The organism is Breoghania sp. JC706, assembly GCF_037026715.1.
Classification (GTDB): Bacteria; Pseudomonadota; Alphaproteobacteria; order Rhizobiales; family Stappiaceae; genus Breoghania.
Window position 1 is genome coordinate 101,932 of record NZ_JBANCG010000007.1, and the last position, 11,206, is coordinate 113,137.

Below are 11,206 nucleotides of genomic sequence, written 5' to 3' on the forward strand. Positions count from 1 at the left end.
TTCCCGCATTCACGCGGATTTAGCGGCCGGTCGACTGTCGCCCCGGCCGAAGCGCTGCTCGATGTAGTCGAGCACCATTTTCTTGAACTCGTCCGCGATGCCCGGCCCGTGCAGCGTCTTGACCTTCTCGCCGTCGATGAAGACCGGTGCGGACGGGGTTTCGCCGGTGCCGGGCAGCGAGATGCCGATATCGGCATGCTTGGACTCGCCCGGCCCGTTGACGATGCAGCCCATCACCGCGACGTTGAGCGCCTCCACGCCCGGATACTGCTCGCGCCAGATCGGCATGTTGTCGCGAATGTGATCCTGGATGTCGCTGGCAAGCTCCTGGAAGACGGTCGAGGTCGTGCGCCCGCAGCCCGGACATGCGGCGACGACGGGCACGAAGGCGCGAAACCCCATGGTCTGCAGGAGTTCCTGCGCAACCTGCACCTCACGCGTGCGGTCGCCGCCGGGCTCCGGCGTCAGCGAGACGCGGATGGTGTCGCCGATGCCCTGCTGCAGCAGGATGCCCATGGAGGCGGCGGACGCCACGATGCCCTTGGTGCCCATGCCGGCTTCCGTCAGCCCCAGATGCAGCGCGTAGTCGCAACGCGCGGCGAGATCGGCATAGACGGCGATGAGATCCTGAACGTTGGAAACCTTGGCCGACAGGATGATCCTGTCACGCCCCATACCGAGGTCTTCCGCGCGCTCCGCGGAGAGAAGCCCGGAGCGGATGATCGCCTCGCGCATCACGTCAGCGGCCGGCACCGGCTTCTCGCTCGCCGCGTTCTCGTCCATCAGGTGTGTGAGCAGTTCCTGATCGAGCGAGCCCCAGTTGACGCCGATCCGGACCGGCTTGTCGTTCCTGAGCGCGATATCGATGATCTGCGAGAACTGCGTGTCGCGCTTGGCGCGAAAGCCCACATTGCCGGGATTGATGCGGTACTTGGCGAGCGCCTCCGCACAGGCCGGATGATCGGCCAGCAGCTTGTGGCCGATATAGTGGAAGTCGCCGATCAGCGGCACGTCGATGTTCTTGAGCATCAGGCGGTCGCGGATATGCGGGACGGCGGCGGCGGCCTCGTCGCGGTCGACCGTGATGCGCACCAGTTCCGAGCCCGCGCGGGCCAGCGCCGCGACCTGGGCGACGGTGGCCTGCACGTCGGCGGTGTCGGTGTTGGTCATCGACTGCACGACGACCGGCGCATCCCCGCCCACGGTGACGGAGCCGACCTTTACGGCGACAGAACGGCGGCGAGGCTTGAGCAGGGCGGAATGGGTCATCGCCGAAAGCGGTCTCTCGGGTTTTTCAAAAGGGCGCCAGACCGGGTCTGGCGCGTTCAGGCCGACAAGTAGGGCGCGGCGGCGCGTGTGCCAATGTTCTAATGCAAATCGGACGAAAGCGAAATCCGGTTGGCGGATTAGGATAACGGAGGCGCTTCGCGCCGCTTGTCACGCTGGATTCCGGGTCTGGCCATGCGGCTGCGCCGCAGACCGCCCGGAATGAGGGAGTGTGTTGCGGGCTTGAAGCCAAACTCAACCTTCCTCATTCCGGACAAGTGAGGCGAAGCCGAGCGCCGATCCGGAATCCAGCGTGACAAGCGGCGCGAAGCGCCTCCGTTATCCTTCCACGCTTATTCCCCGCCGGCCTCGCCCCGGCAGCGGGCGCACAGGCCGCGGATCTCCAGCACCGAACGGCGCGGCTCGAAACCGGCCTCGGCCGCGATCGCGGCGATGGGATCGGCAAGCTTCGCCGACGTCACCTCGCCGGCCGCTCCGCACTTGTCGCAAAGCAGGAACACCACCTCGCCCGCCTCGTGCACGTGGCAGCAGGCCACATAGGCGTTGCGGCTCTCGATGCGATGGACGAAGCCCTGTTCGGAGAGAAAATCGAGCGCGCGGTAGATGGTGATCGGGGCGGCACGCGGGCCGTCGCCGGCGAGACGGTCGATGATGTCGTAGGCACTGGCCGGCACGTGGCTTTCAAGCAGCGCCTGCAGCACGCGGCGGCGCTGCGCCGTGAAGTTCACGCCACGGTCGGCACACGTCGCCTTCGCCCGTTCCAGCGCGCCGCTCTCGCAGCGCCCATGATCATGGTCTTCATGTTCAAACACGGTACGCGGTCCTCTTTCGAAACCGTCACGTCTGTCCACCCCGCCGCCCGCGGAGGATGGCGACGCGGCGTGCCGCAGCTGTTGGAAAGCCGGGCGGACAGTCTCCCGACAAGGACTTAGCACGGCATGGAACCCCAGACCATCAACGATCGTTTACCACACCGATGCACTGCAACATCTTGCAAAGCGCTTGACGCTACGTATCTTGTTGCAGCGCACCAATGCCCCAACCCCGTCTCCTGCGGCGTCCTTGCGCATGTCATGGTGGTCCCGCCAATCGGGGCGCCTCCCACCTTGACACCTCCTGGCATCAACGCCCGCGGCCGCACGGATCATTTCGAGGAGAAAATCCATGTTGAAGAACAAGACGGCCCTCGTCACCGGCTCAACGTCGGGCATCGGGCTGGCCTATGCCCGCGCGCTCGCCGCCGAAGGCGCCAATGTCGTCATCAACGGTTTCGGCAAGGCCGACGAGATCGAGAAGGAACGTGCCGGAATCGAGAGCGAGTTCGGCGTCGCGTGCCGCTATTCCGGCGCCGACATGACCAAGCCGGACGAGATCGCCAAGATGATCGCCGATGCGGAAACGGAATTCGGCGCCATCGACGTGCTCGTCAACAATGCCGGCATCCAGCATGTCTCCCCCGTCGAGGACTTCCCGATCGAGAAGTGGGACCAGATCATCGCGATCAACCTGTCCTCCGCCTTTCACACCATCCGCGCCGCCCTGCCGGCGATGAAGAAGAAGGGCTGGGGCCGGATCATCAACACCGCCTCCGCCCATGCGCTCGTCGCCTCGCCCTACAAGGCGGCCTATGTGTCGGCCAAGCACGGCATCGCCGGCCTGACGAAGACGGTGGCGCTGGAAGTCGCCGAAGACGGCATCACCGTGAACGCCATCTGCCCGGGCTACGTGTGGACGCCGCTTGTCGAGGCGCAGATCCCCGACACGATGAAGGCGCGCAACATGAGCGAGGAAGAGGTGAAAAAGGACGTTCTTCTCGCCGCGCAGCCGACGAAAAAGTTCGTCACCGTCGATCAGGTGGCCGCGATGGCGATCTTCCTGTGCTCCGACGCGGGCTCGTCGATCACCGGATCGCTGATGTCGATGGACGGCGGCTGGACCGCGCAGTAGGCGACGAGGCGCCCCGCACGTGGGGCCGGGGCGCGCCAATGCAGGCTCCTCAAGGTCTGGCCCGAAAACGGTCGCTGGTTCTTCGCTGAGATTTCTTCCGCTCATGACCCTCCGTCGTCATCACCCGGCGAAGTCCGGGTGATCCAGCGCCCGCTCCATATGCTGGCGCCCGCGATGGATTGCCCGGACAAAGCCGGGCAATGACGGTGGTCATGTATCGGGAGACAATTCGCAAATACGCAAACCGGCCGGAGCAGACGCGTCGACCGGCGCCTTCTTATCGCGTCACGACGATCGTCGTGTTTTCCGCGCCGTATTCCTTCACCAGATCGAAGAGCTTGCGGGCATTTTCGGGGTGCAGACGGATGCAGCCGTGCGAGGCCGGACGGCCGAGGTGCCGGATCGCGGTCGTGCCGTGGATGGCATAGCCGTGGTAAAAGAACACCGACCACGGCATCGGCGAATGGTGGTATTTCTTCGAATAGTAGCGCTTGTACATGCGCGTCGGACGGAAGGTGCCGGTCGGCGTGCGGTAGCCGCGCCGCGCCGTGGAGACCTTCCACGAATATCGCCGCCAGCCGTTGACGGTGACCTTCATCTCCTGATCCTGCAGGCTGACGATGGCCGTGACCTGCGTGGCCAGCGCATTGGCGCCCGAGGACAGGATGAGCCCCAGGGACAACGAAACCACGGCCGCCATGACGGACAGCCGTTCAAAAAAAGACATGGATCCCTCCCAGCCAGGGATTTTTCACGCGCACCAGTAAAGCCGCCACGCGGACCGATTGCAAACAGACCGATCGTCAAATCGGGTTCCACACCGCAAAGCCAGCCTCGCGGGAGATCGCGGGCGACGACGGGCACGGCGCGCGCGGTGGCCGGGCGCATTGTCACGGCCGGCCCTTCGTCGCATCATGGCCCGGCGAAGGCAGGCACGGTCGGGACCCGTTGCCTAAAAGCGAGGAGGACGGATACGGCATGATCGGCAAAACGATTGCGGCAGGGCTCGTGGCGCTCGGGCTGGCGGGGATCCTTGCACCCGGCGCGGCGCAGGCGGAACGGATCTCGCATTTCAAGATCGGCAACTGGGACGGCGGCGCCTACACCCATTCCAAGACGGGCGCCTTCAGCCATTGCGCCGCCTCCGCATCCTACAGGAGCGGCACGACGCTGGTCTTCTCCGTCCATGCCGACCTCAACTGGGCCTTCGGGCTCGTCAACAATGCCTGGAAGCTCAAGACGGGCGAGAGCTACCCCGTGCGCTACTGGATCGACCGCAGCCCGGATTTCGTCGGCACGGCGGAAGTCATCAGCGAGCATCAGGTGAAGGTGGCGCTGCCGGCCGACGACAGACTGTTTGCGCGGGTGAGACGCGGCCGGCTGATGACGGTGCGTGCCGCCAACGACACGATGAAATTCTCGCTCACCTCCACCAACCGCATGCTGTCGCGGCTTTTCGAGTGCGCCCGCTCCTGGCGCGACCGCGACCCGGCGGCCCGGACCAATCCCTTCTCCAACGGGAACCAGCCCTCCAATCCGTTCTCCGACGACGGCAAGGAGGACAGCGACACCGGCAATCCCTTCGCCCCACCCAAGGAGACCTCCGTGCGCCCGGCACCGGGTCTTGCACCAGGCTTTGCAAACGGCCTCAAGCCGGAGGGTCCGCACATCACCCGGATCGCGACGCGCGGCAATTGACCGGGCCGGGCATTGACGGATGGGGATGAGGGGCGGGGAACCATGCCCAGGGACATTTCCGGGGAGGTGACGGGGAGCCGCGTTTTCCGGGGGGCGATCCGTAACCGCCTCGCCGAAAACACTTTCCGTGCTAGACTGGCGCGCCGCTTCATGGTGATTCCGCCTGACCGGCCCGGCTGCGATTCGCGTATGCCGCCGGCGGCCTGCGTTGCACCAGACCGGACACGACGCAGCACCGAAACCCGTTCAGGACACCCCGGAACCGCCGCATGAGCCTCGCCCGCGATATACCGCTGCTGCGCCAGGTGCCGCTTCTGGGCGAGTTTTCCGACGAGCAGCTGCGCCTGCTGGCCTTCTCCGCAGAGAATGTCGTGGCCACCCCGGACGAGGTGATCTTCCGCGAGGGCGAGCGCTCGGATGCGAGCTACGTGGTCGTTTCCGGCAAGGTGGCGCTGCGCACGCAGGCCAAGGGCGGCAAGGAAGGACCGGCACGCGAACTCGCCAGCTTCGGACCCGGCACGCTTCTGGGCGAGATGGCGCTGCTCATCGAGACGCAACGGCCGAACACGGCCGTGGCGCTGGAACGGACGGAGATGATCCGCATCCGGCGCGCGCTGTTCAAGCGCATGCTGCAGGAATATCCCGACATCGCCCAGGCCATGCACGCGAGCCTCTCCCGGCGACTGCAGATGACCACCGGCGAGCTCCTGAAAGTGGCCGACGCGCTGGACGCGCTGAACCTCGTCCCCCTCACCGAAAAGCGGAAATAGCGACAAGACGCCTTGGGCGTCTCGCAGCAGCATCGGCGACACCATCGGCGTCTGGCCAGACCCGATTTTCATATTCCGAAATTCGAATGCGTCTATACGTCGCGGAGCGCCCCGTCGTCGCATCCCCTATCTAACGTGTGTGTCTGAACGCGACGTCCTGTGCGCACATGACCTCCCGCCGCGCACCTTTGGGCGTTTTCCGCGTCCAGCTTACGGAGGAGTTTGAAGGAATGGCAGGAATTTCCACCAATATGGGTTCGGCCGACCGCGTTATCCGCGTCGTGGTCGGCATCGCGCTGATCGGCTTCGCGCTTGCCGGCCCCGCCGACATCGCCTGGAAGTGGGTGGGCTGGATCGGCGTGATCCCGCTTGTGACCGCGCTGATCGGCTGGTGCCCGCTCTACACCGTCCTCGGCTTCAAGACGAAGAGCTGAGCGCTTCGCCCGGAAGACGTTCACCCGCAAGGGCATTCCGGCGAGACACGGCATCCCGCACCCACCCGCTCAAGGGTGCGGGGGCGGGCGGGATCCGGGGGTCCAACACTAGCCCCGGCGGACAACCGGATTCCGCTTCTCGCACGTCCTGGAATGTTTCACGGCGTTGCCGACGCGGATCATGGGCCGTCCCCTTATGCCTCTCCGCCGTCATTGCCCGGCGAAGTCCGGGCGATCCACCTCCAGCCGCAGCATTTGGGCACGCGCTGGATCACCCGGACTTTGCCGGGTGATGACGATGGAGAATTATGAGGGGGCCAACCGTGAACCGCTCTACAGAACCTCGTAGAGCGTCAGCGTCACTGCCGCCTTGAGCCGGGCGCCGGTGCCGATCACCAGGGTGGTGTTGAGCCAGGCGTAGCGCGGATCGCCGGTCTCGAAGCGCGGCGTGGTGCGCATGTAATAGTCCGAGGCATCCACCTCCTCGCCCCTGGCAAGCCGTGCGATCACCTCGGCCGGACCGCGCCGATAGCCGAAATTGCGGATGTCGATGATCGCCCCGTCATGCGTCTCGATCATGTAGCGCGTGTCGAGCTCGGCCGATCCGTCGGCGAAGACCGTCTGCCAGTCGGCGCCGCCGGGCAGGATGGTGCCGGAAAGGCGCTCGCCCGACACGGTGCCGCCGATGATCGGAATGATCCGCCGCCGCCCCTTCGGCGCATCGCCCAGTTCCAGCGGCGGGGCGAGTTCGACGGTCAGATCGGCGAGATGAGCAAGTTCCAGCATCAATTTCCTCCCGGGATCGCCGGCCCTTCCGGCCGACAGGCCCCCCCTTATCGCGCGGTTCGCCTCACGGCGAAAGTCGGCTGGCGAAGGCGCGGGCGGCCCGTTAATCTCCGCCACGGCATTCGAAACAAGCAGATCCCGACGAGGACTTCCCATGACCTTCCGACCGCGCCGCTCGGTGCTCTACATGCCGGGCTCCAACGCCCGCGCCCTCGACAAGGCGCGCACGCTCGCCGCCGACGCCCTGATCTTCGATCTGGAGGACGCGGTCGCCCCCGACGCCAAGGAGACTGCCCGCACGCAGGTCGGCGACGCGGTGAAGGCGGGCGGCTACGGCCCGCGCGAGGTGGTGGTGCGCATCAACGGGCTTTCCACGCCCTGGGGCGAGGCGGACCTGAAGGCGGCGGCCGCCGCCGCACCCGATGCGATCCTGATCCCGAAGGTCTCGTCGCCGGAGGATCTCGCCCGCGTCGAGGACCTGCTGCGCCAGGCCGGCGCGCCCGAAAAGACCGCGCTGTGGGCGATGATGGAAACCCCGCTCGCCATGCTGAACGCCGGCGCCATCGCCGCCGCGGCGAAGGGCGCCTCGCCGCGCCTCGCCGTTCTGGTGATGGGCACCAACGATCTGGCCAAGGAGACGGGCGCGCAGCTCGTGGAAGGCCGGGCGCCGATGCTGCCGTGGCTCATGACCTGCCTTGCGGCGGCGCGCGCCTACGGCCTCGACATCGTCGACGGCGTCTACAACGACTTCAACAACGAGGACGGTTTCGCCGCCGAATGCGGCCAGGGCGTCGATCTCGGCATGGACGGCAAGACGCTGATCCACCCCAAGCAGATCGGCCCGTGCAACGCCGCGTTCTCCGCAAGCGCGGAAGAGATCGAACGCGCACGCGCCATCATCGCCGCCTTCGACCTGCCGGAAAACGCCGACAAGGGCGCGATCCAGCTTGACGGGCGGATGGTGGAGCGCCTTCATGCCGACATCGCGCGCCGCACCGTCGCCATCGCCGACGCGATCGCGGCCCGCACCGAATAGGATTGCGACACGACCATGAGACTGTACCGCTTCATCACCGGCCCGGACGATTCCGCCTTCTGCCACTGCGTCACCGCCGCGCTGAACAAGGGCTGGGAGCTGTCCGGCTCGCCGTCGCTGACCTTCGACGCAGTCCAGGGCCGCACCATCTGCGGCCAGGCGGTGACGAAGGAGGTGCCGGGCGAGGACTATTCGCCGGAGACGAAGCTCGGGGAGTATTGAGGGCAGGCCCTGCCCTACTCCACGTCCGCCAACGCCTTGCGCGCCGCCGCGCGGTGTTCCTCGCGGATATGGGCGCCGACCATGGAAATGGCAGCCATCAGCACGGTGGCGTCGTCGCCGAAGCCGATACCGAGGATAAAATCGGGAACGGCATCGAGCGGCAGCACGAAATAGGCGAGCGCGCCGATCAGCGTGGCACGCACCTTCGCCGGCGTCGCCGGATCGAAGGCGCAATAGTAGGCCGCGAACACGTCTTCCATGAAGGGGATCTGGCGCAGCGCCTTGCGGGCGGTCTTGAAGAACGACTTGCGGACACGCTCAGCCTTGCCCTGCATGCGCTCGCGCCCACGCGGGCCGGACGGGTCGTCGGGTGCGAGGATTTCGCCTTCGAGCGGAATGGTCTTCGTCATCGCCTCTCTCGCATCGTGCCGGAGCGGACAGTGTAGCCGGGATTGCGGCTTAGATGGGGAGACGCTGCGGAAAACGCAAACGGCACAAGGCGAGCGGCGCGGCTTCGCCGACGCTTATTGCGCTGGATTCCGGATCGGCGCTCGGCTTTGCCTCACTTGTCCGGAATGAGGGAGGTTGGGTTTGGCTTGAAGCTTCACACATGCTCCTCATCCTGGACAAGCGAGGCAAAGCCGAGCGCAGATCCGGGATCCAGCAAATCAGCGCGCCGCAGGCGCTCCACAATCCGTCTTTCTTCCTTCCCTACACCTTCGCCTTCCAGCGCCGGAGCAACCCGGCGTTCGTCACCACCGACACCGAGCTCATCGCCATGGCCGCGCCGGCGATGGCCGGCGACAGGAAGCCGATGGCAGCAAGCGGGATGCCGACGACGTTGTAGATGAACGCCCAGAACAGGTTCTGGCGGATCTTGCGCACCGTGGCGCGCGAGACTTCCAGCGCGGCCGCCACCATGGCCGGGTCGGAGCGCATCAGCGTGATGCCCGCCGTCTCCATCGCCACGTCCGCACCCGAGCCCATGGCGATGCCGATATCGGCGGCCGCCAGCGCGGGGGCGTCGTTGAGCCCGTCGCCGACCATGGCGACCGTCGCGCCTTCCTTGCGCAGCGCCGCGATGCGCGCCGCCTTGCCGTCCGGCGCAACACCGGCCTCCACGTCGTCAAGACCGATGGAACCGGCGATCGCCTTGGCAACGGCCGGGCTGTCGCCGGTCAGCATCAGCGTTCGGATGCCCATGTGCTTCAGCCTTGAGAGCGCATCGCTCACGCCCTCGCGCGGCTGGTCGGCCATGGCAATGACGCCGACGGTGCGCCCGGCCACGGCCACCATGACGGAGGTCTTGGCCTGGTTTTCCAGATCCCGGCGCATGTTGTCGGCGGTGAAGTGATCGATGTCGAGTTCGTCCATCAGCTTGGCATTGCCGATGGCGACGGGCTGGCCGGCGATTTCCGCGACCAGCCCGCGCCCGGTCCGCGCCTCGAACTTCGCCGGGCGGGTCAGCTCGAGCCCGCGCGCCTCCGCCGCGCGCACCATGGCATGGGCCAGCGGATGCTCGCTCGCAGTCTGGGCGGAGGCGGCGATGCGCAGGAGGCGATCGGAATTGCGGTCGAAGGCGCACACGTCGGTGACCTCGGGCCGACCTTCGGTCAACGTGCCGGTCTTGTCGAAGACGACCGTATCCACATGGACGGCGACTTCCAGCGCCTGGATGTCCTTCACAAGGATACCGGAGCGCGCGGCCGCGCCTGTGCCGGCGACGAGTGCGGTCGGCGTGGCGAGCCCCAGCGCGCAGGGGCACGCGATGACCAGCACCGAGACGGCGGCGATCAGCGCGCTTTCGAAATCGCCGGAAACCAGCATCCAGACAACGAAGGTCATCGCCGCGATGGCGACCACCGTCGGCACGAAGATGGCGGAGACCTTGTCGACGAGGCGCTGCACCGGTGCCTTGCCGGTCTGGGCGTTTTCGACGAGCCGGATGATGCGCGAGAGCGTGGTGTCCTCGCCGAGCGCGGTCGCCTCCACGGTCAGCGCGCCGGAGCCGTTGATCGTGCCGGCGGTGATGTCGTCGCCCTCTCCGCGCGTCACGGGCAGGCTTTCGCCGGTGATCAGTGATTCGTCGAGCTCGCTCGTTCCCTCGCGGATCGTGCCGTCCACCGGCACCCGCTCGCCCGGCTTGACCAGAACATGGTCGCCGAGGCGGAGTTCGGAAACCGGCACCACCTCGGTGCCCGTTTCCGTCAACCGGTTGGCGCTTTCGGGCCGAAGCGCCATCAGCGAGCGCACGGCGGCCGTGGTGGAGCGCTTGGCCCGCGCCTCAAGAAGCTTGCCGAAGACGATGAGCGTCAGGATGACGGCGGAGGCCTCGAAATAGAGGTGGCCCGTCGCGGCGTTGCCGAGGGTTGCGAGGTGATAGAGCGAATAGAAGAAGGCGGCGGAGGTGCCGAGCGCGACCAGCACGTCCATGTTGGCGCTGCCGCCGCGAAGCGCCTTGAAGGCGCCGCGATAGAACCGCGTGCCGGCGATGACCTGCACCGGGGCGGCGAGCACCAGTTCGGCGATCGGCGGCAGATGGAAGGACAGGCCCGCCGCCATGGCGATCATCTGCCCGACAAGCGGCGCCGACAGCAGCGCGGAGATGATCAGAACGGCAAAGGTGCGCCGTTCCTCCTGCGCCGCCTCGCGCTCGCGCTGCTCGCGCTCGGCGCGGCGGGCCTCCGCGTCGTCGGCCCGCGGAAAGGCGTGGTAGCCGCTCTTCTCCACCGCGGCGACCAGATCGTCCACCTTCACGTTGTCGTTGAGTGCGACATCGGCGCGTTCCATCGCAAGATTGACGATCGCGTCCGCCACGCCGGGCACCCGCTTCAGCACCTTCTCCACGCGTGCGGAACAGGCCGCGCATGTCATGCCGGTAATGTCGAGCTGGACGGACGGCAGATCCGCGGCTTGCGGGGTTGAAGAAGACGATGTCGGTTCGACGTGTTGGAGGCTCATGGCGAAATGTCCGGTTCCTGTCCTGGCTGGATTGCCGGACAGGTGGCGAAGCCTAAGGCGGGTGC

12 protein-coding genes are annotated in these 11,206 nt (G+C 66.6%); 6 read left to right on the top strand and 6 right to left on the bottom strand.

Annotated elements, in window-relative coordinates:
* Positions 1-9: 9 nt before the first annotated feature.
* Both ispG and V2L18_RS15730 read right to left on the bottom strand, forming a co-directional pair.
* Complete coding sequence (gene ispG / locus V2L18_RS15725; protein ID WP_336179233.1) at positions 10-1,269, bottom strand: flavodoxin-dependent (E)-4-hydroxy-3-methylbut-2-enyl-diphosphate synthase; 1,260 nt, start codon at positions 1,267-1,269, stop codon at positions 10-12.
* Between the two features lie 350 nt (positions 1,270-1,619).
* On the bottom strand, positions 1,620-2,099 hold the full coding sequence (locus V2L18_RS15730) for a Fur family transcriptional regulator (protein WP_336179234.1): 480 nt from the start codon (positions 2,097-2,099) through the stop codon (positions 1,620-1,622).
* Positions 2,100-2,451: 352 nt separating this feature from the next.
* On the opposite strand from V2L18_RS15730, the gene V2L18_RS15735 reads away from it, so the two are divergent.
* Positions 2,452-3,234, top strand: coding sequence for a 3-hydroxybutyrate dehydrogenase (locus tag V2L18_RS15735; protein ID WP_336179236.1), 783 nt, complete (start codon positions 2,452-2,454; stop codon positions 3,232-3,234).
* Positions 3,235-3,511: 277 nt separating this feature from the next.
* Here the strand turns inward: V2L18_RS15735 and V2L18_RS15740 are convergent, their stop codons facing one another.
* The gene (locus V2L18_RS15740) at positions 3,512-3,961 is read right to left on the bottom strand and encodes a L,D-transpeptidase (protein ID WP_336179237.1); all 450 of its coding nucleotides are present in this window, start codon (positions 3,959-3,961) and stop codon (positions 3,512-3,514) included.
* Between the two features lie 251 nt (positions 3,962-4,212).
* Between V2L18_RS15740 and V2L18_RS15745 the strand changes: the two genes are divergently transcribed.
* The 3 genes from V2L18_RS15745 to V2L18_RS15755 all read left to right on the top strand — a co-directional run bounded on the left by V2L18_RS15745 (position 4,213) and on the right by V2L18_RS15755 (position 6,136).
* Complete coding sequence (locus tag V2L18_RS15745; RefSeq protein ID WP_336179239.1) at positions 4,213-4,932, top strand: hypothetical protein; 720 nt, start codon at positions 4,213-4,215, stop codon at positions 4,930-4,932.
* A 269-nt stretch (positions 4,933-5,201) separates the two neighbouring features.
* The gene (locus V2L18_RS15750; protein ID WP_336179240.1) at positions 5,202-5,702 is read left to right on the top strand and encodes a cyclic nucleotide-binding domain-containing protein; all 501 of its coding nucleotides are present in this window, start codon (positions 5,202-5,204) and stop codon (positions 5,700-5,702) included.
* Between the two features lie 230 nt (positions 5,703-5,932).
* Positions 5,933-6,136 carry a DUF2892 domain-containing protein gene (locus tag V2L18_RS15755; RefSeq protein WP_336179241.1) on the top strand — a complete coding sequence of 68 codons (204 nt, stop codon included), beginning with the start codon at positions 5,933-5,935 and terminating at the stop codon, positions 6,134-6,136.
* A gap of 333 nt (positions 6,137-6,469) precedes the next feature.
* On the opposite strand, the gene V2L18_RS15760 is transcribed toward V2L18_RS15755, so the two are convergent.
* Positions 6,470-6,922, bottom strand: coding sequence for a DUF3237 domain-containing protein (locus V2L18_RS15760; protein ID WP_336179242.1), 453 nt, complete (start codon positions 6,920-6,922; stop codon positions 6,470-6,472).
* Positions 6,923-7,076: 154 nt separating this feature from the next.
* Between V2L18_RS15760 and V2L18_RS15765 the strand changes: the two genes are divergently transcribed.
* Both V2L18_RS15765 and V2L18_RS15770 read left to right on the top strand, forming a co-directional pair.
* Positions 7,077-7,958 carry a CoA ester lyase gene (locus V2L18_RS15765; protein ID WP_336179243.1) on the top strand — a complete coding sequence of 294 codons (882 nt, stop codon included), beginning with the start codon at positions 7,077-7,079 and terminating at the stop codon, positions 7,956-7,958.
* A gap of 15 nt (positions 7,959-7,973) precedes the next feature.
* Complete coding sequence (locus tag V2L18_RS15770; RefSeq protein WP_336179244.1) at positions 7,974-8,180, top strand: DUF1737 domain-containing protein; 207 nt, start codon at positions 7,974-7,976, stop codon at positions 8,178-8,180.
* A 14-nt stretch (positions 8,181-8,194) separates the two neighbouring features.
* Here the strand turns inward: V2L18_RS15770 and V2L18_RS15775 are convergent, their stop codons facing one another.
* On the bottom strand, positions 8,195-8,515 hold the full coding sequence (locus V2L18_RS15775) for a YkvA family protein (RefSeq protein WP_336179482.1): 321 nt from the start codon (positions 8,513-8,515) through the stop codon (positions 8,195-8,197).
* Positions 8,516-8,891: 376 nt separating this feature from the next.
* Complete coding sequence (locus V2L18_RS15780; RefSeq protein WP_336179245.1) at positions 8,892-11,141, bottom strand: heavy metal translocating P-type ATPase; 2,250 nt, start codon at positions 11,139-11,141, stop codon at positions 8,892-8,894.
* Between the last annotated feature and the right edge of the window lie 65 nt (positions 11,142-11,206).

Coding starts and splice junctions, on each gene's coding strand:
- V2L18_RS15770 (WP_336179244.1), top strand. CDS start 7,974: ATGAGACTGTACCGCTTCATCACCGGCCCGGACGATTCCGCCTTCTGC.
- V2L18_RS15745 (WP_336179239.1), top strand. CDS start 4,213: ATGATCGGCAAAACGATTGCGGCAGGGCTCGTGGCGCTCGGGCTGGCG.
- V2L18_RS15780 (WP_336179245.1), bottom strand. CDS start 11,141: ATGAGCCTCCAACACGTCGAACCGACATCGTCTTCTTCAACCCCGCAA.
- V2L18_RS15775 (WP_336179482.1), bottom strand. CDS start 8,515: ATGCAGGGCAAGGCTGAGCGTGTCCGCAAGTCGTTCTTCAAGACCGCC.
- V2L18_RS15735 (WP_336179236.1), top strand. CDS start 2,452: ATGTTGAAGAACAAGACGGCCCTCGTCACCGGCTCAACGTCGGGCATC.
- V2L18_RS15765 (WP_336179243.1), top strand. CDS start 7,077: ATGACCTTCCGACCGCGCCGCTCGGTGCTCTACATGCCGGGCTCCAAC.
- V2L18_RS15750 (WP_336179240.1), top strand. CDS start 5,202: ATGAGCCTCGCCCGCGATATACCGCTGCTGCGCCAGGTGCCGCTTCTG.
- V2L18_RS15755 (WP_336179241.1), top strand. CDS start 5,933: ATGGCAGGAATTTCCACCAATATGGGTTCGGCCGACCGCGTTATCCGC.
- ispG (WP_336179233.1), bottom strand. CDS start 1,269: ATGACCCATTCCGCCCTGCTCAAGCCTCGCCGCCGTTCTGTCGCCGTA.
- V2L18_RS15740 (WP_336179237.1), bottom strand. CDS start 3,961: ATGTCTTTTTTTGAACGGCTGTCCGTCATGGCGGCCGTGGTTTCGTTG.
- V2L18_RS15760 (WP_336179242.1), bottom strand. CDS start 6,922: ATGCTGGAACTTGCTCATCTCGCCGATCTGACCGTCGAACTCGCCCCG.